This is a genomic window from Parapedobacter brassicae, assembly GCF_051400755.1.
In the GTDB taxonomy this organism is placed as follows: Bacteria; Bacteroidota; Bacteroidia; order Sphingobacteriales; family Sphingobacteriaceae; genus Parapedobacter.
This window is the reverse complement of the sequence record NZ_JBLFFL010000001.1, coordinates 1,159,155-1,181,561: the sequence shown is the minus strand read 5'-3', so window position 1 is coordinate 1,181,561 and position 22,407 is coordinate 1,159,155. Positions and strand designations below refer to the sequence as shown.

Sequence of the window (22,407 nt, the reverse complement as noted above, 5' to 3'; positions counted from 1 at the left end):
GGAAAGGACAAATGATATGAACAAGCGAACGAGCTACATTCTTTTAATCGGTGCAATGGCGGCAACAATGACGCATGCGAATGCCCAAGACGGCCGACGGGAACGCGATCCCAGCAAAAGCATCAAGGAGCAATTGTTTCCGGACTATAGCCAAGCAAAGGCAGGGCTAAAAAACACCCGTGTCAGCTTAAAGCCGGGGGGAACCGAGGAATCCACAAAGGCTCCGCGGGAGCTTATTTTCGAAAACTACAACCCGAAGGCCTCGATGAAGACCGCTAACGCCGTCCGAGCGGCCGCGGTGCAGCGGTCGAGCACCGCAAAACTACCATCCGAATTATCGGCCGAAGAAGCGGCAAAAACGGCGCCATCGTCACCTCCGAGCCAATTACCGCCGACACAAGAGGAAGGGACAAAAGGAGAGTATGAATGAATGGTTAGGACCAACGTAAACTGATAACGTTATGAACAAATATTTCCTTTATGTGATGGTGCTCATGCTGTTTGCCGGCCATGCCGTGCAGGCGCAATCAGGGCTTACGGGCATCAATTATCAGGCCGTTGCCCGCAACCTCGACGGAACGGTGATGGCGGACGAACCTGTTGATGTACGCATAACCATCATCGGCGGATCGCCGACAGGAGCGGAGCAGTATCGTGAAGAACATCATATACGAACCAATGCGTTAGGGCTTTTCACCTTACAGATTGGCAAGGGCGAAGCCTTATCGGGTACTTTTGCCGATGTTCCCTGGCGTGATGCCAATCAATTTGTAAAAGTGGAACTCGCAGTGGATAACGGTAGTTATGCCGATCTGGGCACCACGCAGTTAATGAGCGTTCCGTTTGCCTTGTATGCCGCTGGAGGAAGCGAGGGCCCCCAAGGCCCTGCTGGCCCGCAAGGCGCCAAGGGTGATCCCGGTGACATGGGTCCAGCCGGTCCAGAGGGTCCCGAAGGCCCAGCCGGTGCCGCTGGCCCGCAAGGTGCCAAGGGTGATCCCGGTGACATGGGTCCAGCCGGTCCAGAGGGTCCCGAAGGGCCTACCGGTGCTGCCGGCCCGCAAGGTGCCAAGGGCGATCCCGGAGACATGGGTCCAGCCGGCCCTGCCGGTCCACAGGGTCCCGAAGGGCCTACCGGTGCCGCTGGTCCGCAAGGTGCCAAGGGCGATCCCGGAGACATGGGTCCAGTCGGCCCCGCCGGTCTACAGGGTCCCGAAGGGCCTACCGGTGCCACTGGCCCGCAAGGTGCCAAGGGCGACCCCGGAGACATGGGGCCAGCCGGCCCTGTCGGTCCACAAGGTCCCGAAGGCCCAGCCGGTCCTCCGGGTGCCGATGCGACCATAAACGGCGTAGCCGCTGGCGGCGACCTGACCGGAACATACCCTGACCCCGCGGTTGAAGGCCTGCAAGGGGTAGCCGTAAGCAATGTAGCACCCGTACTGAATCAAGTGCTTCGTTATGACGGCGCACAATGGGCCCCGGCAACGATTGGCGGAGGCGGCTTTGCTTTGCCTTTCTCCGCTACGGAAAACAACGCATCTACCTTATTTTCCGTCACGAACGATGGCGATGGCGCGTCTGTGGAAGGCATTAACAACACCGCTACCTCCAGCATCGCCGCGATCAGGGGAATCGTAAACAGTACCGCTCCCGGTGGATTTTCAAGTGGCGTGAGGGGGATAAACAACGGCACAGGAGGCTTGGGCATTGGCGTTTGGGGTTCGCATGGGGGATCGGGCTGGGGGGTCTACGGGCTTACCCCCGACGGACTTGGGGTATATGGCAATGCGTCAGGGGGCGGTACCGGCGTCTATGCGAACAGCAATACGGGCACCGGCCTTACCGCTACGAGCAATAACGGCAGTGCGGCCAACATCGCGATCTACAACAATGCCAATAACAGCAATGTAATGGAAGCCAGCACCCTCGGAAATGGAACGGTGGTCAACGTTTCTTCTTCGGGCAACGGCGCGGGCGTACGGTCTTCTACGGGCGCGGGTTTTGCTGTGCATGGTATCACGACGGCCCAGACCTCGGCCGGGATCATCGGAGACAATAACGGCGGCGGAGAAGCCGTGGTCGGACGGACGACCAGTGACATCGCGGGAGCCGTGGTCGGACGCAATGATGGTGGGGGTTACGGCGTCCGCGGATTCGTCACCACGAACAATTCAGGTAATGCCATCGGCGTGTTCGGTCAGGTCGGACTGAATAACGGCTCCGGGCGGGCGGGCCGGTTTGAAAACCTCAATCAAATCAATACGCTGGGCAATACGATCGAAGTGGAGACGAATGGCAATGGCAACATCCCCGACAACACACAGGGCAATGCCGCTTCTTTCCTGGTAAACAATACCAATAGCGTGGCCGCTGCGGTGCGGGGTGAAGTGAAAACCATCTTCGGCAACTTCGGTGCAGCAGCGGTCTTTGGCACCTCGTCCGGCACGGGCGGTTTTGCCGGACTTTTCCATGCATCGAACCCCAGTGGGAATGGTGCAGCCTTGGTATCGCTGACCGATGGCAATGGCAATGCCATTACGGCCAACGCCGGGAAGAACGGTAATGCCGTGGAAGCCAATATCGACGGAAGCGGCAATGCGCTATATGCGTGGGTACCCACGTTTGCCACAGGCCGCGCCGGACGATTCAATATTTACAATGAATCCAATACGAGTGATGTGATTTCGGTGACGACCGTCGGCAACGGCACCGCGGGCAACTTCCTGGTGGACCGCGTGACGGGTACTTCTCCGGCGGTCCGCGGGGAGGTCAACTCCCAATTTTCCAATTTCGGAACGGCAGGCGTTTATGGCGTTTCTTCCGGTACGGGCGGGTTCGCGGGACTGTTTTATGCTTCCAATCCTGCCGGGAATGGACCAGCGCTGATCGCTATCGCCGAGGGCAATGGCAATGGCATTACAGCGAATGCAACGAATACCGGAGATGGGGTGGAAGCCACGGCCGACGGTACGGGGAATGCGCTGTATGCGTGGACGCCCAATTTCAGCAATGGCAGAGCCGCGCGGCTGGTGAATTATAATACAGCCAACACAAACCCAGTATTGACGGTAGAAGGCCACAGCAATGGGTCGTTGGCATTGTTCAAAAGCGGCAATCCGGGCACCGTGAATGTGGCCCGCATCAACTCGGCGGGACGGGGCTTTTTCAATGGCGGCACACAGAGCAGTGGAGCAGACATCGCTGAAGCCTTTGATGTGACGGGTGCTTTTGCCCAATATGAACCGGGGGATGTATTGGTCATCGCCGTAGATGAAGACCGTACCGTGGAAAAATCTAACGCACCCTACTCTACTTTGGTGGTGGGCGTGTACGCGACCAAACCGGGCGTGCTGCTGACCGAAGAACACATCGATACGGATATCTCCGAAAAGGTGCCGATGGGCGTGGTGGGCGTCATCCCCACCAAGGTGTGCCTGGAGGGCGGACCCATTAAGCGGGGCGATTTGCTGGTGACCTCCTCCATACCCGGTGTGGCGATGAGGGCCGATCCTGCCAACGTGGGCGTGGGGCAGGTGATTGGCAAGGCCTTGCAGGAATATGGCGGAAGCGGGGTGAGCAAAATAAAGGTGCTGGTGAATGTCAAATAACGTACCTTTGCGCAGATGCGCATCATGGCTTTTGATTATGGTACGAAGCGGGTCGGCATTGCGGTGACCGACCCGCTGCAACTTATTGCGACAGCGCTGGATACGGTACATGCCAAGGACGTACTGGAGTATGTAAAAGCCTACGTTGCCCGGGAGCCGGTGGCGACCTTCGTGATCGGCATGCCCCGCCAAATGGATGGCACGGATTCGGAGTCGGCACAGCACGTCAAAGGCTTTGTAAGGTCGCTGCGCCGGGCTTTCCCAATCATTCCCATTGAGACCATCGATGAACGATTTACCTCCAAAATGGCTTCAGCCAGTATTGCTCAAAGCGGTATGACGCGGAAGAAGCGACAGGATAAGGCGCTTATAGACAGTGTTTCGGCCGTGCTGATCCTTCAATCCTATCTCGAAAAGCGAGACTTTCAACGTTAAGGCATGAGCAACATCCATTTTTTTTCGGAAGATACGGAATACCGGCCCCAGCACAAGGCCGCCCTGCGGGCGTGGGTAATCGAAACAGCCAAGGCAGAAGGATATAAGACCGGCGAAATCAACTTCATCCTGTGCAGCGATGCTTATTTATTGAATATCAACAAGCAATACCTTCAGCACGACACCTATACCGACATCGTTACCTTCGACCATAGTGAACGCAGTGGCGTGGTCGCAGGCGATATTTTCATCAGCATCGACCGTGTACGCGAAAATGCTGCAAAGTTTGGCGTGTTGGAGCAAGACGAGTTACATCGTGTCATTATACACGGAATCCTGCATCTATGCGGCTACAGCGACAAGCGGAAAAATGATAAGGTGTTGATGACGGAAAAGGAGGATTTTTATCTATCGACACGTAATCAGATTTTAGGGAAATAGTGGATCATTGATTCTTCACGGTGAAGTCATCTTTGCTGGTGACTATTTGACCATTGGTTTCGACATTTATCTTCATAGCTCCGGCGGTGGCGCCTGAGGGGACGAGTACTTTTATCTGCGTTTCCGTCAACGAAGTAATGGATGATGCCTCAACCGTGCCGAACCGTACTTTCGTAGACCATGTATCGGGTGAAAAGCCGCGCCCGTTGATGGTGACTATACTGCCGGGGATGCCTGACGTAGGGCTGAAGGAAGTGATCTCTGGCCCAATAACCTCGAAGGTTCCGGGCAGGGCGACGTCGCCACTGGCGAAGTGGACGGTCACTTTATGCTTGCCCACAGGTGTACCATAGGGCACATATACCTGAAGCGTCGTTGTGCTCGATGACGAGTAAGAGCTGGTCCGGGTAGATCCGAAACTCACCTCGTAATAGGTATCGGGGAGGAAATGCCCCGTTATATTCACTGCCGTATTGATGGCACCCTCGCTCGGACTGAACCCGGTGGCGGCGGCGCCGTTTATCTTGAAATTAGCCGCTGCGGTCAGCGTAAATGGTCCATATACTACCGCTAGGGGATAAGTTCCGGTAGGAACCGTGACTGGAATCGAAACATTTAACTGGTTTTCACTGATACCTTGCAGGTCCAACGTATAACTGCCTAATTTTACTGTAGGGTAGTAATCACCGCCACCATAGAGGCCACTGCCGCTGATCTCGAACGATTGACCCGGCAGGGCGGCTTGTACGGAAACGGATGAAACGATCGGTTTTATGAGGCTGAATTCCCCCGGCAGCTCTGTTCTGACGCCATTCAACGATATATAGACCTTGGACGTTTCGGCGATATCGGCCGGCACAATGAAGGAGGGAGATTCATAATAGTACAGATCGCCGGCCTGTGTGTCACCAAAATACAACTTGAGGGTTGTATTGTCGTAATAGCTGTTGGGCAGGTTCTCGCCGATGAGTGTCACGGTCGATCCGATCAGTCCGGTCTTGGGCGTGAAATCAGTAATCAGCGCCTGTATCCTGAACTCGTAATTGACCATATACCGTTGTTGGCCTATCTGCAGCGCAATCTCGATGTTGTTGTTGTGCCCCGCTTGAATGCCCGAAGGTACTTCAGCCACGATCTTTGTGTCCTCTATGGTTTTGATGTTTGCTGCCACATCAGCGAAGTAAACCGTCACCTCATCGGCATTAGCGGTATAGAATTGGCCGCTAATGGTGATCAGATCGCCAACCTTGCCGGCCATGGGAGCTACGGAAGATGCCGATGGCGTTGGCAAATTAGCCGTTTTGACCGCACCGTAGACCGTGCCATTACTGTTGGTGATATAGGAACGTACATAAATAGTGTTGCTGTATACCTGTTCCAGGATACCGTTCACAATGATGCTGTATTTCCCGATGTTGACATTATTTCCCATGGAAACCCGCACGCCTGTTTGCGTATCGATATTAGGGTAACTGCCGTAAATAAAACCGTGATCCGCAATGTCAAAATCCCCTTTTTTTACGATTTCGCCCCTGAACTCCAGGCTGTTTACGCTGGTTACCACGGGATCTTCGGTCGTAATCTGTGGATGTTCTTCCATCTCTTTTTTGCACGCCCCGAGGCACAGCACGGCTAGACAAAAAAGCAGTCCATAGCCAATTTTGGTTGATCTGTCGTTATTCATCGTTTGATGGGTTTAGAAAATATAGCCTATGCGAATGCCGTTTGTCAGGCGCGGACCGAAGGAACTGTCGGAGTGATCTGTGTAATGGCTCTGGTTGGACGAGCCCGTCCCTTTTTGTTGTTCTTCTACCTCATCATAGATCGTCTTGTCAAAGGCAATGCTAAACTCGTAGCCGAAGAAAAAATTCTTCGCCATGTAAAAATCAAAACCGGTGAATGCGGCCACTCCAAAACGTTTATAGCCATACTCCAGGATGGATCTGTAGTAATTGCCGTTGTTGTCGTAGACCGTTTGATACCAGCCACCATTGATTTCCAAGATGGATTCGCCTTCTATCAGTTCTTGATTGAGCGACCTGCGCGTAAACGTGAGGTCTGCCCCTATGTAGGGAGATAAGCGACGGGTTCCTTTGAAATGCTTTTCTACCCCTGCATTCACGCCGTAGGTACTGGCGCTTTTTTCGTCCTTGAACCGATAGCTATTCGTTCCATACGGTTGTTGGTTGTCGTTCAGTGTTTTTTCCGTGCTGACAATAAATCCCAAACGTACGGCCAAGTCCTCCTTGGTAAAATAGCGGAATTTAATCTGATTGAGTGAATTGTTAAGGTTTATCTGACCGTTGAATGGGTTGAAATTTAATTCTGTGCCGAAGGTTCTTGCTGCTGCCTTCAGTCTGGATGTGTCCTGTTGTGCAGTTTGGGCAAAAAGGACTTTGCAGGCAAGTATTGCCAGGGTCAAGGTTGAAATTTTTCTCATTTTAGTATGACTATTTCGCGCAAAAATAACTTAAAATCAGATTATAACAATAGTGTTTTTAATAGATTTTTAGCAAGCCGCGAATCTAGGCCAAATGAGCATCATCAACAAGCGCTAAGAACAAATTTGCCCACGGATAAGCAATTGCCTTTTAATCACCTAAGTGAAGACGGCGGCTTGAATTTTCCGGAAGCTATGGATTTTCTTTTCCTCGGAAAGCGGCCTTTAAAACCGCTCAAACTGCGAAAAGAAGAAGTTGCCCTCGATTTCGGCATTTTCATCGGAGTCAGAGCCGTGTATGGCATTGGCCTCGATGGATTTTGCGTACTTACCGCGGATCGTTCCCTGTTCGGCTTTGGCCGGGTCGGTAGCACCGATCAACTTGCGGAATTCTTCGACGGCGTTTTCCTTTTCGAGTATAGCGGCCACGATGGGGCCAGATGTCATGAAATCGACCAGTTCGCCATAAAATGGACGCGCGGCGTGCACGGCATAAAACGCTCCGGCGGTCTCCTTGCTCAGCTGGATATATTTCATCGCCACTAGCTTGAAGCCCCCAGCAATGATATCGTTCAAAATAGCACCGGTGTGGCCATTGCTCACCGCATCGGGCTTAATCATGGTGAATGTCTTAGTTGTTGTAGTTGCCATTAAAAAATTTTTTGCAAAGCTAGGCAAAGTTAAGTAGTTGCGCAAGCGGCAAATACATCGGTCATTTCCATTACTCATTCCATGTAGCTATATTTGGGCGCCCATGAGCAAGACATCACATCGATTTCGACGCGGAGTTTGCCTGCTTGTTATTGTCGTTCGTTGCTGTGCAAATGGCCGCCCAATATCGGGGTGGAACCATCCCATTGGTCAATTATATTCATAACTATGAAAACTCCTTGTTTTACTCGAAAGCAACTGATCGTCGTTTTCTTGATTTTTTCGGCTGCGCGTGTCGACGCGCAAGGTGCCGCCCGTGCGCAACGCGAAATCGCAGCGATCATGTCAAACTATCAAGCCATTGGCGCGTCGGTGGCCGTGGTGAAGGGTCGTGACATTATCTACAACCATTCGTTTGGCCTCAAAAATGTAGAGACGGGCGAAGTGATGGAAAACAGCGATCTCTTCCGGATCGCTTCTATTTCCAAGTCGTTTGTTGCTACGGGTATTATGCAGCTTGTCGACGCGGGAAAGCTTTCATTGGACGATGATGTGGGCGACCTCATCGGTTTCCGAGTTCGCAATCCTAATTTCCCGGATTCGGTGATTACCCTCCGACTAATCCTCTCCCATCGGTCCAGCATCAGCGATAAAAAGGGGTACTTTACCCTGGATGCGCTCAACCCCGATAAAGGCCCTGGCTGGACCGATGCCTATAATAGTTATGCGCCGAATACAGACTACCAGTATTGCAATCTGAATTTTAACCTTGCGGGAGCCATCCTCGAAAAGTACGCGGGCGAACGCTTTGACAGGTACATTCGCCGGCATATCCTTAAACCGCTGGGTGTATACGGCGGCTATAACGTGGACAAGCTGGATAGCAGCAGATTCGTTACTCTGTATGCGTACGATGGCGAAGCCAAAAGGTTCTCACCCTCGCCTGCCGCTTACCAGTCGCGCGCTGAAGCGTTGAAGGAATACGAGTTGGGCTACAGTACTCCGGTCTTTTCACCAACGGGCGGAATGAAAATGTCTGCTGAAGACCTTGCTAAGGTGATGATAATGCATATGCATTACGGTATGGGAAACGGTGCCCGCATTATTTCAGAAGAAGGCAGCCGTGCGATGCAGACCGTGCTGACACCGAGATCGGGCTACGGAATGGCGCTGCGCACCATTGATGACCTCATACCGGGAAAGGCGATGACCGGCCATGAGGGGATTGCTTATGGTTTATATAGCGCAATGTATTTCCAACCGCAGGAGCGGTTTGGCATCGTGGTGATTACGAATGGCTGTAACACCGGCTTTTCGAATGGAGACGTGATCAATGATTTCCTGCAGGCAATGTATCACTGCCTATATAAGAACTTCTTGCAATAGATTTTTATGCGTAAATTTGCAACAAGATGGGACTCGGCTTACAGGTAACGATCGACGAAGATTCAGGATTCTGCTTCGGGGTGGTATACGCCATTGATATGGCGGAAGAAATACTCGAGCAGGACGGATACCTGTACTGCTTGGGTGACATCGTACACAACGATGAAGAAGTGGCCCGCCTCACGGCGAAGGGCTTGCGCATCATCGGCCATGAACAGTTGCCTGCTCTACGGGACGAAAAGGTGCTTATCCGGGCGCACGGCGAGGCCCCGGAGACCTATCGGACAGCCTTAGAGAACAATATCACGCTCATCGATGCTTCCTGCCCGGTGGTGCTCAAGCTTCAGAACCGGGTGAAGACCTCGTTCGACCAGCAGGAGAAGATCCTCATTTACGGCAAGCATGGCCATGCCGAGGTCATCGGCCTGCAAGGGCAGACCAACGGCGAGGCGATCGTTTTTCAGGATTTAGCGGAGCTGAATGACCTGGAATTGCCGGACCGCTTCACGTTATATAGCCAGACCACCAAGAGCACCGATAAGTTTTATGCGATCAAGGAGGAGCTGCTCAACCGGGGATACGACGTGAAGGCCAACGACACCATCTGCCGACAGGTATCCAACCGGTACGAAGACCTGGACAGCTTTGCGCGCAAATATGATAAGGTGGTGTTTGTCTCCGGCAAAAAGTCGTCCAACGGGCGTGTGCTGTATGAGGTATGCCTCAAGAGCAACGCCAACAGCTATTTTGTATCCGACCCCCGGGAATTGAAACCGGAATGGTTCAACCCCGGCGATACCGTGGGCGTATGCGGGGCAACCTCTACCCCCATGTGGCTGATGGAACAGGTAAAAAGGATGTTGGAAGGGTACTGACCGTCATCTAAACTTCAAATTATTACCGCTTTACAAGCATACTTTCATAAATCCGTATCTTTGCGCGGTATGAGTAAACCGAAAAAGGGGGTGTTGCTGGTCAATCTGGGGACGCCAGATAGTCCTTCAGTGCCGGATGTACGGCGTTATCTCACGGAGTTTCTGCTGGATGGCCGGGTGATCGATATACCGGCGTGGCGGCGCAACCTGCTGGTCCGTGGAATTATTGCACCATTCCGGGCGCCTAAATCTGCCAAACTTTATCAGGCGATCTGGGACCCACAAACAGGGTCGCCGCTGCTGCATAACAGTCTTCTTCAACAACAGTTGCTGCAAGAACGGCTGGGTGATGAATACCATGTCGAATTGGCCATGCGCTACCAAAAGCCGTCTATCGCATCGGCATTGGCCAAGCTGAGACCGATGAACCTGGAAAGTATCCGGATCATACCGCTTTTTCCGCAATATGCTTCTGCCAGTACTGGGTCCGTAGTTGACAAGGTGATGGAGCTGATGCACTCGTGGCACACCTTTCCGGAAGTTTCGGTCGTTAATGATTTTTATGATCATGAGTTGATGATCGATGTGTTTGTCGACAATGCATTGAAGCATAAGCCCGAGACCTACGATCATATCCTGTTCAGCTACCATGGCCTGCCCGTGAGGCAGCTGACCGATGTGGAATCCTCCGGTGCGCATGATTGCGACAGGGCGGGTTGCCGGGAACGCATGGCTAACCACAACCGGTATTGTTACCTTGCGCAGTGCTATGCCACGACCCGGCTTATTGCAAACAAGTTGGGGATAGCTCAGGCAGATTACACGGTATGCTTCCAGTCCCGGCTGGGGAAGACCCCGTGGGTACTGCCCTTTACCAGCGATGTACTGAAAGACATGGCAGCAAAAGGCAAAAAACGATTGCTGGTATTCAGTCCGGCATTTGTGGCCGATTGCCTCGAAACCATTTATGAGATTGGCACAGAATATGCACTTGAATTCAAGGCGTTGGGTGGAGAAAAGGTGCAGTTGGTAGAAAGCCTTAATGACCACCCCACGTGGATCACGGCCCTGGAACAATTGGTTTATGGAACCCCGACAACATGGCCGGAAAAAGAAAGGTTGACGGTTTAACATGATTATTTTCAACACCATAATACTGCTTGCAATCGATTTTTATATCTACAAAGCGTTGCGCGCGTCATTGCTCAAATGGCCTAGGTCTACGCTGTTCTCGCGATTATGGTGGGGATACAGTTTTGCCCTGGCCGGAGCGATCGTGCTCAGCATCTATGTCAGCATACCACTGATGGTGCGCTCTATCATTCTGGTGGCGTTTTTCCTGACCTTTACGGCCAAATTCATCTACTTATTGGTCTTGTTGGCCGATGATCTCCGCCGGGGCGGGATATGGCTGACCCGGTTATTTACCCCCAAGAAGCAAGCGGCGTCTGCTGACGAACCGCTGCCCGAGCGACCGGTGAACGGCATCACGCGGTCTGAATTTCTGACCAAAGCAGGTATCCTTGCGGCGTCGATCCCGATCGTGCCCATGGGCTGGGGCGTCATCTCCGGGGCGTATGATTACCAGGTCCGTAGGCAAAAACTGTATCTTCCTAACTTGCCCCAGCAGTTTCACGGCCTGAAAATCGGGCAGTTATCCGATGTCCATTCCGGCAGTTTCTACAACAAAAGGGCGGTTTTGGGCGGCGTGGAACTCTTGTTGGCCGAAAAACCGGATGTCGTATTCTTCACCGGGGACCTGGTAAACAACCTGGCCAACGAGATGCGCGACTATCAAGACATCTTCGCGAAGGTGCAGGCGCCCCTCGGGGTCTTTTCAGTATTGGGCAATCACGATTATGGCGATTACCATTTTGGTCCGGAGTCCTCGGCTGCGAAAGTCAAAAACCTCCAAGACCTGAAAGACACCCATCAGGTGATGGGCTGGGATCTCCTGCTCAACGAAAACAGGACCATCAAGGTCGGCAACGACGAGATCGGCATCATTGGCGTCGAAAATTGGGGTACCGGCCGTTTCCCGAAGCATGGGCTGCTTGAACAGGCGCTTCAGCGGACCGATGAGATGCCCGTGAAACTGCTGCTCTCGCACGATCCCTCCCATTGGCGGGCAGAGGTATTGTCCAGACCCGATGTGGATGTGATGTTTGCGGGCCATACGCACGGCATGCAATTCGGCGTTCGTGCCGGCAATTTCAAATGGAGTCCGGCCCAGTATATATACAAAGAATGGGCGGGGCACTACAAGGAGGGCGATCAGCAGCTGTATGTCAATACCGGATTCGGGTTCCTCGGCTATCCGGGCCGGGTGGGAATCCTGCCCGAGATCACCATTTTTGAACTGATTAGGGGTTAATAACTTCTATTCCAATAGATTTTCAGGTTGTGTGTAGCCCGTCCCGAGGCAACGATGTCCAGCTTTCCGTCGTCGTCAAGGTCGGCTACCGCGAGGTCCTCGCAGGCCATGTCGCCAATATCGATCGCGCGGACGCTCCACGCCTCCCACAGATCGTTGAAGGCAATGTATAATTTGATGCCTACATGGCCGGCCGGATTCGGGTTGCGCCAGCCTGCCACGACCTGATGCCTGCCCTGCCCGATAAAATCAGCTACGGCAAGCGCATGGCCCTCATTGAGCGACTCATCCAACACCACGCGTTCGGCATGTTGGATAGCAGGGCGGTTATCACGGGGTACATAGGCGGTCAGCACATTGCCATGCAAGGGCTCGATGGCAGCCATTATCGGCACATCGTGCTGTACGGTGCCCATACGCAGTTCGCCGATTCCGTGGCCCTTAGCCAGCCAACTCCCCCGATTGAGTGACCGCCATTTCCCATCCGCATACGAAAATCCCTTGACACCCTCTTTCCCGCCGATATAGAGGCGTTCGCCTTGGTCATCGCCATGCACCTCCAGGTTGTGCGTGAGGTGCATGGATTCGTCGATGACCCAGCGTGGCCATTCCTGTGTCGGATCGGCTGGTTTTTCGTATGCCATGACTTTCACACCATGGCCTTCACCATCCTTATTGCCCCTTCCGTGCAGGGGCAGCACAATGAGGTGGTATTTGCCTGCTGCTGCTTTCGCCCAACGCATGCGATGAACGGTGGGCTCATGATGCAGCGGGATGGGCGTCCATCGTTCCGTGGGATCCTCGGGACGCTGCAGGTAATATACCGCTCCCGATTGCGTTGTATCGGTCGTTTCCCCAGGATTCCATTGGGCGCCGACAGCCACCTCCACTTTGCCATCCCCATCAATATCCCGCGCGGCAATGCACACATGATCATGCTCGGTAAGGTCGGCCGCCATGACGAACTTTTTCCAGTCGCCATTCCGGTACCAGGCAAATTCCCGCTTGTCTGCCACCAGGATGTCGGGCTTTCCGTCGCCATCGACATCCCCGATGGCGACGCCATAACCAATACGTAATTGATCGTCTACGGTCTGTTCTTCAAACCGGGGTTCCTGAGGTTGCATTGCCATGAGCTGCAACATCGGCAATAGGTAGTAGTGCATCGGCGTATGAATGGGTTACCCCTATAAAACAATGTGGCAGGTAATTGGTTTGTTCACATGCTAACTATTCGCCGAGACAATATTTTTTGGTAGAAGGGAATAAAATGATACTTTTACGGTTTGTTAACACTTCGCCTGTCTGCGTTTTTATGAAACCTGCATTTTTATGAAACCTGCATTTACAGCGACTTTCGTAAAGGAGATGTCAATGCAGGTTCCATGAGGCCGCTAAAGAAAAATTATTTACGAATGAAAGTTGCGTTTATTATATTATCCAGTTGTCTATTGGTTGTCATGGCGGCACATGCACAGGACTTTTCAGCTTTCCAAGCCAAGCACCTGATCCATCGCGGTGATACGCTGCCTTATCGGATATTATATCCGAACGACTATGACCCGAAAGGAACATATCCGGTGCTGTTTTTCCTGCATGGGGCGGGTGAGCGGGGCAATGACAATGCCAAGCAACTGACACATGGTGGTGCCCTCTTTTTGAACGACAGTTTACGTGCTGCATTTCCGGCGATCATTGTGTTTCCGCAATGTCCCACGGCGTCCTTTTGGAGTAATGTCGCCATCGAAACAGCGCCAGCGGGAAAGCGCGAATTTTATTTCCGCACGGGCGGAAGGCCTTCACAAAGCATGCGGCTGCTGCTGCGGCTGGTGAAGCAGGTGGTTGACGAAGAAGCGGTCGATCCGCAACGGGTGTATATCGGGGGGCTATCCATGGGCGGGATGGGCACTTATGAAGCGTTGCGGCGTAAGCCCAAGGTGTTTGCGGCGGCATTTGCCATTTGCGGCGGCGACCATACCGCTAACGTAAAAAAATACGCCCACGTACCACTATGGATCTTTCATGGGGAGCAGGATGATGTGGTGCCGGCTACCCATTCGCATGTCATCGTGACCGAATTAAAACGGATCGGAGCCAGCCCGAAGTATACGTTCTATCCGAGGGCCAACCACAATAGCTGGGACTCGGCGTTTGCCGAACCGGACTTCCTTCCGTGGCTGTTTAGCCACGAGAAGAAATAACGTCGGCTGTAACACCCGGTCCTCGGCGGCGTCTAATTATTCACAAAACGAGTGTTGCTATGCCAGTCAAAATGTCCTACCGCGAAAACGTCAAGTTATCGCTGCAATCGATCAGCAGCAACAAGTTGCGCACATTTCTGACTGCATTGATCATTGCGATCGGCATCACAGCGCTGGTAGGTATCCTGACGTCTATTGACGCCATCAAAAATTCGCTGACCGACTCCTTCTCGGCTATGGGTTCCAATTCGTTCAATATCCGCAACCGTGGATTGAATGTGCAGATCGGCGGCGGCGGTACACGGCCGAAGCAATTCCCGCCGATCACCTATCATCAGGCCAAAGCATTCAAGGACCGGTTCGATTATCCTGCTATTGTATCGGCCAGTACGTTTGCCTCTTTCGGCGGTACCGCGACATATAAAAGCGAACAGACCAACCCCAATATCAATGTGCTTGGTGCAGACGAAAATTACCTGCAAACGGCGGGCTACCAGTTGTCCCTGGGACGGAATTTCTCGCAGCGGGAGGTCGAATTCGGGAGCAACGTCGTAATTGTCGGTTCGGAGATTATCGAGCGGCTATTCAAGAATAACGAAGAGCCCCTTAACCAGTTTATCACCATTGGCAATACCCGTTATTCCATTATCGGCGTATTGGAGGATAAAGGATCAAGTGCCGGATTTGGCGGCGATAAGACCTGTATCATTCCCTTACTGAAGGCTCGGGCAGTCATGGCCCTTGGCCAGCCCTCTTACACCATCACCGTCATGGCGGCTAATCCGCAACAGATCGAAGCCGCCATTGGCGAGGCTACGGCATTGTTTCGCAATATACGCGGCGTACGGGTGGGACAGGAGACCAACTTCGAGGTGACGAAAAGCGACGCTGTGGCGCAGATCTTGATTGAAAGCCTGACCTACGTAACGATGGGGGCCATCGTCATTGCCCTCATTACCCTTATCGGGGCGTCAATCGGCCTGATGAACATCATGCTCGTATCCGTTACAGAGCGCACACGTGAGATCGGCATCCGCAAAGCCATCGGTGCGACACCAATGGTCATCCGCCGCCAATTCCTCACCGAAGCGGTGGTGATCTGCCTCATGGGCGGCTTTGCCGGCATCTTTTTGGGCATCCTGATCGGCAACATCCTCGCCGTCATTATGGGGGCCAGCTTCATTATTCCCTGGAACTGGATCATCCTAGGGGTGGTGGTCTGCGTAGGCGTGGGCATGCTCTCCGGGTATTACCCGGCCTCCAAAGCCTCCAAACTCGATCCGGTAGAAGCCCTGCGCTACGAATAGCAATCACCTATCGATTGATCACCGGAAACTCCGCAATCCGCAGGGTCGTGCATCCATACGGCACGAGCGTTATCTCCTCTTCCGGGGTGTCGACATCGGGTTGATAGGTGTGGCTGTGCGGTTGTGGACCAGCCATGCCATTGTATAGCGTCCAACCCGGCATCCGCTTACCGACCGTCTTGATTTCGATGGGTGCGTTTTCAAGGTTCCACGGATAGGTAGTGTCTACCTGGTCTTTGTATGTGACGGTGAAAACATCCTGCGTTTCCTTTTCCGGAAAATCCATCAGCCCGTAGTTCCACGGGGATTCGGGACATACCTCGAAATAATGCGTCCCGAATTCGGCTTGGTCGGATGCCAAGGTTTTTTTCTCCCATCGCTCGTTGATCTTAAGGGCGTATACCAGCGGACCCCGCTCTACCGCCAGGGCATTTTCATACCACCGGCTGGTGTGCACCTTCATGGGCAGTTCGAGGACAACCTCGTCGCCCGATTTCCACGTGCGGTTAATCACGGCAATGCCGTCGGTGATTTCGGATAGCGGCCATACTTGCCCATTTATCCGCACCTGCGGGTTGCCGCACCACGTGGGCATGCGCAGGTGAAAAGGAAAACGGGCGGAATCAGCGCTATCGGCGAAAGCGAGTTTAAACTGTATTGCCTCTTCAAACGGGTAGCGGGTTTCTTCGGTAATGGAGACCGTCACCCCTTGGCCCACCTCGGCGGTGACGGTGCTAGGCGAATAGACCAAGGCCGCCAACCCTCCGTCGGCGGTAGCATACCACAGGTTTTGGGTAAACTTTGGCCATCCCTGATGCATGTTCGAGGTACAGCAAGGGTATCCGGTAAGGGTGCCAAAAACCAAGTCGGTGCCATGGTGGTTGGTATCAAAGTTATATGCACGGCGCTGGATCTGTACCTGATTGGCTTGTTGGAAATATTGCCTGGCCATGAAGTCGTCCGTAGCTTGGGTCGGCAGCGCATTGAAGGCCACGCGCTCCAGGTGCTCGGCAAATTGGATATCGCCCGTGATTTCCAGGATTTTCTCAAGCGAAAACATCAGCTCCACGGCCGAGCAGAATTCAGAACCCTGCGTAGGGACCTTGCCATGCAGCATCTCGTCGCCGCCATACATGCCCTGAGGCTGGCCGTTGAATTTCCGGATGTCTGCAAATCCGGTCTTCACAGCGGCGATAAATCGTTCGTCGGGGTTTTGTTGATAATAAATGATGGGCTCTTTGATGCCTTGCGCCAGGTTGACGCAATGGATACTGTTGAGACTGGAGAGGGCGTCCCGCTTCTCAAACATGGAAATAAAATCGATGCCCTGCCCATGCAGCAGCTCGGCAAGTGACAATAAGGACTTCTCTCCGGTAATGTTATACAGCCAATACACGGCCTGTAGGTTATCTGCCGATCGGTATTCCGCCCAGAATGTCCAGTGCCCAAGCGGCTTTTCCTGCAGCGTATTCAGCTGGTACCTGAAATATCCGCTCATCAGCTTAATCACCCGCTCATCGTTTGTCGCCGAATAATATTGCTGCAAGATTTTCAACACGACCATCTTCGGCCACCAGTCATGCGCATTGCCGCGCTGCAAGCCAGGCTCCGGCCCAAAGTCTTTGTCCGGTCCGAAATAGCCGTCCGGTTTTTGGCTGTTGATGGCCCAGTCGACCCAGGGTTGCACCTTCGCTTTCAGTGCATCATCATCCAACAGGTACGCTAATGGCAACAAGCCGTCTATCCAATACGGGCCACGCTCCCATTGGTCGCCATCGCCCCCGAGCCATCCATTGCGCGCGCCCATCACGGAGGGGTACAGCGCGTCTAACTGCCCCGTAGCACCATCCTTCTGCCGGACCAGCATTTCGCGCAGCCATCCTTGGGGCCTGATGGCGCCCAAAGGTAGCTCGATGTAGGGTTTGGTTTTTAAGGGCGAACGGTTATTGCGGTAAGGTTGCGCTATACCGGGGATGCAGTTGCTCATCAGCAGTGTGGAGATAAGGATTGTGCGTAGCATATTCAATCAGCGTTATTGTGCTGAAACCGTACTAAATTATTCATAATCCGCATGCTATGCAAGCTTGGGCTTCGCATTCAGTACCGGACAGGCACAGCAATACTTACAAGCTTGGACAGGTCCGCGAAAAACGCTAATGGTCATTAAGCCGACTTGTTTTTTGATGTTAGTCTAGGTTTTTTATCTTGATGTTTCGGAATGCAACAGGAGTACCCTCATTTTGAAAAAGCAGGTGCCCTTTTTTAGCTTTACCGAAATGCTGAAGGTCCTTGTATTTACTTTGTTGGGTCAATTCCTGAAAAGACTGAGAATCCCGATCATACTCTACGATTTTATCGCCATTTAGCCAATGACTAATGAGGTTGCGGTTAACAATGATTTTTGCCGTATTCCATTGTCCGAAGCCGTTTAATTTTTTTTGGTTGCCGGCAGGAATCAAGTCATAGAGTGATGCGGTGGATCGCAGGTTGCCCCGCTCGGGGTACTTATAATTTTCGTCATCCAGTATTTGATATTCCAACCCCAAATAAACGCCTTTTTGATTTGTAAAATCATTTTTCACTAGGTATTTGACGCCACTGTTGGTATTCATGTATATGGAGAAATCAAATGTCAGTTCAAAATTCTCGAATAGTTTATCAGTGATTATATCCATTTGCTTCCCATGCGGTATGGGAGTGGCCGAAAGCGTTCCGTTTTTTATCTCCCATCCGCCTTCGGCGAGCTTTTGTAGGCCATTGAAGCTTTCGCCATCAAATAGGAGCTGCCAGCCATTTGCCTGCTCTTCATGAGATAGCGTGTTGGGTTCTTGGGCAATTGCGGCAAAAATCAACAACAGGGGAAAAAGGAAACATAAGCTGCTTCGTATCGTCATTTTAGTTGCTATTAAGATTAACAGAAAGGAAATCTTGTCAGATGGGATATCGGCGCGATTCCGTCCGGTATCCCATCTGGCAAGTTTTTTGGCACAGTTATACCTTGGGTTCCCACCCCGGTTCATATGCCCGGCTCCAGAGTTTTTCGGCTTCTGGGTCGCCAATGATATGGCCGTTTTCCGGATTGATTTGCAGATCCCGTTTTACGCGCCAGGAGATGTTGCTCAACAACATGGCCACCGTGCTTTTGTAACCCAGTTCGATGTCGCAGTTGGGGCGGCGATCATTGCGGATAGCATCTAAAAAGTCAGCCGCGTGCAAGCTGTCCATCCCCAAGCTGGGGCTTGCTGTGTTGCGGCCTTCCAAGGCGCCTTTTTCAGCTTCGGATCGCTCTTCCTGGATCAATTTGCCCTGATGGTCATAGATTTTAAAACCATCCCAGCCCGTTTCCAGGCTTCCCTTTTCGCCATAAAAAACAATTCCACGGTCTAGCCCCTCGACTTTTTGGCCGTTGCAACTGCGGCTTTCCCAAACAAGCGTGGCATCGGGATATTCCAGCGTGACGACCTGGGTGTCCGGCGTTTCCCAGTCGTCTTTATATTGGTATCGGCCGCCGATGGAGCTGATGCGTGTGGGAAACTCGACGCCAAGGCCCCAGCGGGCCACGTCTACCTCATGTGTGCCATTGTTGAGGGCTTCTCCGGTGCCCCAATGCCAAAACCAATGCCAGTCGTAATGGATAAGCCCCTCCTGATAAGGCACACGGGGGGCAGGACCCTGCCACAGCTCATAGTCCAGCCAGGCGGGGACGGTACCGGGTTTTAGAAAGGTGGCTTTCCGGGTATTGGTATACCATGTTTTGGCCATGTACACCTTTCCGATAACACCTTCATGAAGTAACTGAATGCCCTTCGCCAGTACGGGTGCCGAACGCCTTTGTGCCCCCATTTGTACCACGCGGTTGTATTTCCGGGCAGCAGCCACAGCCATCTCGCCTTCGGCAGGGTTGTGTGCCATCGGTTTTTCAACATATACGTGTTTTCCTGCCTGGCAGCCCATAATCGTGAGCGGAGCATGCCAGTGATCGGGCGTTGCAGTATAGATAGCGTCGATGTTTTTGTCTTCGAGTACCTTGCGGAGGTCCTTTTCAGTTTTCGGTGTGGTGGTTTGACCAGCATCTGCCACGCGTTTGAGTGCCTTGGGAATGGCCCGTTCATCGACGTCACATATACAAGCTATTTCTGCATTTTTCTGACGGGCGAAGGTGCCACTCATGCTGGTTCCCCTGCTGTTTACGCCAATGGCGGCCACACGGATCCGTTCATTGGCGCCGATAATATTGCGGTAGCTCTTGGCTGAGAACCCCATGGCGGGGTTACTGGCCAGGATGTTGTTGCCCAATGAAAGTGCAGCCGTGCCGACGCCTAGGTTTTTGAGGAAAGCCCTTCTTGATTTGGAGTTCATACCTGTGTTTTTTTGATGGATTTATAATGCCTTTATTTTTATATTCTTAAAGAAGACCACGTCACCGTGATCCTGAAGCAGGACACGGCCGGAGTTTGCCGAACCAAAGCTTGGCTTGACATCCTTGAACTTGCTCAAATCCCGTGCCTGCGCAAACTCGGGGCTATTCCGGTCAAAGGACAAGACTTCTTGGCCATTCAGGTAGTGGGTCACTTTTGATCCCTGTGCCACAATGCGGGCGTGGTTCCACTCACCTACGTTGATTTCAACTTTTTTCGTCACGGGAAGGATATCATACAACGTGCTCAATTGGCGGTTGCCATTTCTGCCGAGTTTTGCATCGGCATGGCGCTCATTGTCGATGATTTGATATTCCGGACCTAGCCAACCGCCTTGCTCATAGTTGGTGAAGAAATATTTGATGCCACTGTTGGCCCCTTCGGTGATTTTAAAATCGACACGTAGGTCAAAATCACGATATTCCTTTTCGGAAATGATGTCGTTGTGACCTTTTCCTTCCGGCCGGATAGAGAGCATACCATCCGATGCTTGCCAGTCGGCATCCGGCGAAACGCCTTTGGGAGTTTTCCATCCATTCAGGTTTTGCCCATTGAAGAGCAGTTCCCAGCCATCGGCTTTTTCCGGGGCCGTGAGCACGTTGTCTGATTGTTGGCTGCGTACGCCCAGTGTCACAAGGAGGGCCAATGCGGACAAAATTAACTGTTTCGTTGTCATAAGGCTAACATTACATTTGGGTATATCCATTATTTTGAATGATTTGTTGGGGATTGGACTGCATGACTGTCATCGGAATGGGATAGGCCAATACATCATCACTCCAGGTAAAGGGGTTGTAGCCGTCTGCCCGCTGTTCAGCAACCATCACCTCTTCGGCCCTTCCTGTCCGCACCAGGTCAAACCATCGGTGATTTTCAAAAGCCAATTCTACGCGGCGCTCCCTTTCGATGGCCAGCAGCAGTTGTTGGTCATTGGCGAAATCCATCAGCTGATAGTCCGCCAACAGGTCGGTCGGCCTTTCGATACCGGGATCGCCGGGCGTATTTCTTGCGCGTTCGCGAATGTCATTGACATACCGCAGGGCGGTTGCTTTATCCCCACCCGTTCTTACCAAGGCTTCCGCATACAGCAGATAGATGTCGGCAAGGCGCAGTTCTATCCAATTGTTGCCATTGTCTGATTCGCTGGTAGCGACGTCGTAATATTTACGGACGTATCTATCGCGTTCGAATATGCCGGTTTTGGCATTTATCCAGCCGTCACGCATGGACACATACTTCCGGGGATCTCCCGTTTCATACGCGTTTGATAGGTCTTGGGTGGGTGCATTTTGGCCGCCTTTGTCGCCTACAAGAACCACTTCCTTGTCAGAAAATCGGGGCGCGAAGTTATTGTTCCAAGGGCTGCCCGTGTCACCGCCCGGAGCGCCTTTCATGTATTGGATTTCGAAAATGGACTCCGCATTGTTTTTGTTGTTTACGTCAAATAAATCATCGTAACCGGAGATAAGCGAGTAGTTGTTGTTATTGACAATCTGTTGGAATTTTTCGATCGCCAGGTTGTAATATTCATTGCCCCTGTTGAGGGGATAGCCAGCCATGGTCATGTATACCTTTCCCAATAGTGCCGTGGCAGCACCCTTCGTAGCGCGGCCTCTATCGCCTGCTGAATAGGCTTCGGGAAGGTTGGCTTCCGCGTATTGAAGATCAGCAACGATAAGGTCGTATGTTTCTTCTAAGGATACGCGGTTGAGTTGGTAAGCCTCGTCAGGCGTGATTTCTCGGTCTACTTTGATGACGCCAAGCAACTGGCCGTTTTGGGCCTGACCGCCGAATATGCGGTTCAACCAGAAATAGGCCAGCGCACGGATAAAACTGGCTTCGGCCTTATACTGTGTGCGTAAGTGCTCTGACTCACTGGTAAATGTAGCCGCATCGCTGCGCCCCAACACGAGGTTGCAGCGTAGTATGGTATGGTAGCTGTCATCCCAGCAATCTTGGAGAAATGTGTTTTCTGGAAGTAAAGGGGAAGCGAACTCATCGACGCCTTTTTCATTGGCGGGGTTGCCGGCCAGCCAAGAATACGTGGTGTTGTCCGAACGTATCTCGCCCAACTGGTAGAAAGACCCGTTGTAAAGGGTACGCAAGCTGGCATACGCCGATAAGGTCGCTTGATTGATGTCCTGCTGGGTTTTATAGAACGTGCTCGAATTCAAGTTAGATGGTGGTGCCAAATCGATAAAATCAGTCCCACAGGAAGTTAATACGTATGTTATGAGGAGCAATAAAAAAATCTTTTTCATAATCTAAAGCATT

At 52.4% G+C, this 22,407-nt stretch carries 19 protein-coding genes; 10 read left to right on the top strand and 9 right to left on the bottom strand.

The genetic code is table 11. The features are described 5' to 3' along the window. Positions 1-16 precede the first annotated feature (16 nt). From ACMGDE_RS04695 to ybeY, 4 genes are read left to right on the top strand one after another with little or no spacing between them, the layout of a single operon-like run. Positions 17-430, top strand: a complete 414-nt coding sequence (locus ACMGDE_RS04695) for a hypothetical protein (RefSeq protein ID WP_436831603.1) — start codon at positions 17-19, stop codon at positions 428-430. 31 nt (positions 431-461) lie between these two features. Beyond that, positions 462-3,605, top strand: coding sequence for a beta strand repeat-containing protein (locus tag ACMGDE_RS04690; RefSeq protein ID WP_436831602.1), 3,144 nt, complete (start codon positions 462-464; stop codon positions 3,603-3,605). A gap of 15 nt (positions 3,606-3,620) precedes the next feature. Next, on the top strand, positions 3,621-4,040 hold the full coding sequence (gene ruvX / locus ACMGDE_RS04685) for a Holliday junction resolvase RuvX (RefSeq protein WP_436831601.1): 420 nt from the start codon (positions 3,621-3,623) through the stop codon (positions 4,038-4,040). 3 nt (positions 4,041-4,043) lie between these two features. Then, positions 4,044-4,481 (top strand): rRNA maturation RNase YbeY, encoded by a 438-nt coding sequence (ybeY, locus tag ACMGDE_RS04680; RefSeq protein WP_436831600.1) that lies wholly within the window; start codon positions 4,044-4,046, stop codon positions 4,479-4,481. Positions 4,482-4,485: 4 nt separating this feature from the next. On the opposite strand, the gene ACMGDE_RS04675 is transcribed toward ybeY, so the two are convergent. The 3 genes from ACMGDE_RS04675 to ACMGDE_RS04665 form a co-directional block, all read right to left on the bottom strand. Continuing rightward, positions 4,486-6,165 (bottom strand): IPT/TIG domain-containing protein, encoded by a 1,680-nt coding sequence (locus ACMGDE_RS04675; protein ID WP_436831599.1) that lies wholly within the window; start codon positions 6,163-6,165, stop codon positions 4,486-4,488. Between the two features lie 12 nt (positions 6,166-6,177). Next, positions 6,178-6,921: a BT1926 family outer membrane beta-barrel protein gene (locus tag ACMGDE_RS04670; protein WP_436831598.1), complete on the bottom strand. Its 744-nt coding sequence runs from the start codon at positions 6,919-6,921 to the stop codon at positions 6,178-6,180. A gap of 225 nt (positions 6,922-7,146) precedes the next feature. Then, positions 7,147-7,572: a nucleoside-diphosphate kinase gene (locus ACMGDE_RS04665; RefSeq protein WP_436831597.1), complete on the bottom strand. Its 426-nt coding sequence runs from the start codon at positions 7,570-7,572 to the stop codon at positions 7,147-7,149. Positions 7,573-7,800: 228 nt separating this feature from the next. On the opposite strand from ACMGDE_RS04665, the gene ACMGDE_RS04660 reads away from it, so the two are divergent. From ACMGDE_RS04660 to ACMGDE_RS04645, 4 genes are all read left to right on the top strand, one after another. Continuing rightward, a complete protein-coding gene (locus ACMGDE_RS04660) occupies positions 7,801-8,958 on the top strand; it encodes a serine hydrolase domain-containing protein (protein ID WP_436831596.1) in 1,158 nt (385 codons plus the stop codon). Between the two features lie 26 nt (positions 8,959-8,984). Beyond that, complete coding sequence (locus tag ACMGDE_RS04655) at positions 8,985-9,833, top strand: 4-hydroxy-3-methylbut-2-enyl diphosphate reductase (RefSeq protein ID WP_436831595.1); 849 nt, start codon at positions 8,985-8,987, stop codon at positions 9,831-9,833. 69 nt (positions 9,834-9,902) lie between these two features. Then, complete coding sequence (gene hemH, locus ACMGDE_RS04650; protein ID WP_436831594.1) at positions 9,903-10,964, top strand: ferrochelatase; 1,062 nt, start codon at positions 9,903-9,905, stop codon at positions 10,962-10,964. A gap of 1 nt (position 10,965) precedes the next feature. Further along, a complete protein-coding gene (locus ACMGDE_RS04645) occupies positions 10,966-12,207 on the top strand; it encodes a metallophosphoesterase (protein WP_436831593.1) in 1,242 nt (413 codons plus the stop codon). Here the strand turns inward: ACMGDE_RS04645 and ACMGDE_RS04640 are convergent. Further along, a complete protein-coding gene (locus ACMGDE_RS04640) occupies positions 12,204-13,373 on the bottom strand; it encodes an FG-GAP and VCBS repeat-containing protein (RefSeq protein ID WP_436831592.1) in 1,170 nt (389 codons plus the stop codon). The genes ACMGDE_RS04645 and ACMGDE_RS04640 overlap by 4 nt on opposite strands. Before the next feature lie 249 nt (positions 13,374-13,622). Here ACMGDE_RS04640 and ACMGDE_RS04635 point away from each other — a divergent pair, with 249 nt between their 5' ends. Together ACMGDE_RS04635 and ACMGDE_RS04630 are read left to right on the top strand one after the other, a co-directional pair. After that, positions 13,623-14,408: a carboxylesterase family protein gene (locus ACMGDE_RS04635; protein WP_436831591.1), complete on the top strand. Its 786-nt coding sequence runs from the start codon at positions 13,623-13,625 to the stop codon at positions 14,406-14,408. A gap of 59 nt (positions 14,409-14,467) precedes the next feature. After that, on the top strand, positions 14,468-15,715 hold the full coding sequence (locus ACMGDE_RS04630; RefSeq protein WP_436831590.1) for an ABC transporter permease: 1,248 nt from the start codon (positions 14,468-14,470) through the stop codon (positions 15,713-15,715). Positions 15,716-15,722: 7 nt separating this feature from the next. Here ACMGDE_RS04630 and ACMGDE_RS04625 read toward each other — a convergent pair whose 3' ends face one another. The 5 genes from ACMGDE_RS04625 to ACMGDE_RS04605 all read right to left on the bottom strand — a co-directional run bounded on the left by ACMGDE_RS04625 (position 15,723) and on the right by ACMGDE_RS04605 (position 22,394). Next, positions 15,723-17,735 carry a beta-L-arabinofuranosidase domain-containing protein gene (locus ACMGDE_RS04625; protein WP_436831589.1) on the bottom strand — a complete coding sequence of 671 codons (2,013 nt, stop codon included), beginning with the start codon at positions 17,733-17,735 and terminating at the stop codon, positions 15,723-15,725. Between the two features lie 166 nt (positions 17,736-17,901). Next, entirely contained in the window at positions 17,902-18,609 is a 708-nt protein-coding gene (locus tag ACMGDE_RS04620; protein WP_436831588.1) for a 3-keto-disaccharide hydrolase, read from the bottom strand. A gap of 97 nt (positions 18,610-18,706) precedes the next feature. Continuing rightward, the gene (locus ACMGDE_RS04615; RefSeq protein WP_436831587.1) at positions 18,707-20,074 is read right to left on the bottom strand and encodes a Gfo/Idh/MocA family protein; all 1,368 of its coding nucleotides are present in this window, start codon (positions 20,072-20,074) and stop codon (positions 18,707-18,709) included. Positions 20,075-20,095: 21 nt separating this feature from the next. Next, complete coding sequence (locus ACMGDE_RS04610) at positions 20,096-20,809, bottom strand: 3-keto-disaccharide hydrolase (protein ID WP_436831586.1); 714 nt, start codon at positions 20,807-20,809, stop codon at positions 20,096-20,098. Between the two features lie 10 nt (positions 20,810-20,819). Further along, positions 20,820-22,394: a RagB/SusD family nutrient uptake outer membrane protein gene (locus tag ACMGDE_RS04605; protein ID WP_436831585.1), complete on the bottom strand. Its 1,575-nt coding sequence runs from the start codon at positions 22,392-22,394 to the stop codon at positions 20,820-20,822. Positions 22,395-22,407: the final 13 nt, after the last annotated feature.

Coding starts and splice junctions, on each gene's coding strand:
- ACMGDE_RS04690 (WP_436831602.1), top strand. CDS start 462: ATGAACAAATATTTCCTTTATGTGATGGTGCTCATGCTGTTTGCCGGC.
- ACMGDE_RS04630 (WP_436831590.1), top strand. CDS start 14,468: ATGCCAGTCAAAATGTCCTACCGCGAAAACGTCAAGTTATCGCTGCAA.
- ybeY (WP_436831600.1), top strand. CDS start 4,044: ATGAGCAACATCCATTTTTTTTCGGAAGATACGGAATACCGGCCCCAG.
- ACMGDE_RS04675 (WP_436831599.1), bottom strand. CDS start 6,165: ATGAATAACGACAGATCAACCAAAATTGGCTATGGACTGCTTTTTTGT.
- ACMGDE_RS04660 (WP_436831596.1), top strand. CDS start 7,801: ATGAAAACTCCTTGTTTTACTCGAAAGCAACTGATCGTCGTTTTCTTG.
- ACMGDE_RS04695 (WP_436831603.1), top strand. CDS start 17: ATGAACAAGCGAACGAGCTACATTCTTTTAATCGGTGCAATGGCGGCA.
- hemH (WP_436831594.1), top strand. CDS start 9,903: ATGAGTAAACCGAAAAAGGGGGTGTTGCTGGTCAATCTGGGGACGCCA.
- ACMGDE_RS04640 (WP_436831592.1), bottom strand. CDS start 13,373: ATGCACTACTACCTATTGCCGATGTTGCAGCTCATGGCAATGCAACCT.
- ACMGDE_RS04635 (WP_436831591.1), top strand. CDS start 13,623: ATGAAAGTTGCGTTTATTATATTATCCAGTTGTCTATTGGTTGTCATG.
- ACMGDE_RS04645 (WP_436831593.1), top strand. CDS start 10,966: ATGATTATTTTCAACACCATAATACTGCTTGCAATCGATTTTTATATC.
- ACMGDE_RS04625 (WP_436831589.1), bottom strand. CDS start 17,735: ATGCTACGCACAATCCTTATCTCCACACTGCTGATGAGCAACTGCATC.
- ACMGDE_RS04610 (WP_436831586.1), bottom strand. CDS start 20,809: ATGACAACGAAACAGTTAATTTTGTCCGCATTGGCCCTCCTTGTGACA.
- ACMGDE_RS04670 (WP_436831598.1), bottom strand. CDS start 6,921: ATGAGAAAAATTTCAACCTTGACCCTGGCAATACTTGCCTGCAAAGTC.
- ACMGDE_RS04615 (WP_436831587.1), bottom strand. CDS start 20,074: ATGAACTCCAAATCAAGAAGGGCTTTCCTCAAAAACCTAGGCGTCGGC.
- ACMGDE_RS04655 (WP_436831595.1), top strand. CDS start 8,985: ATGGGACTCGGCTTACAGGTAACGATCGACGAAGATTCAGGATTCTGC.
- ACMGDE_RS04620 (WP_436831588.1), bottom strand. CDS start 18,609: ATGACGATACGAAGCAGCTTATGTTTCCTTTTTCCCCTGTTGTTGATT.
- ACMGDE_RS04605 (WP_436831585.1), bottom strand. CDS start 22,394: ATGAAAAAGATTTTTTTATTGCTCCTCATAACATACGTATTAACTTCC.
- ACMGDE_RS04665 (WP_436831597.1), bottom strand. CDS start 7,572: ATGGCAACTACAACAACTAAGACATTCACCATGATTAAGCCCGATGCG.
- ruvX (WP_436831601.1), top strand. CDS start 3,621: ATGCGCATCATGGCTTTTGATTATGGTACGAAGCGGGTCGGCATTGCG.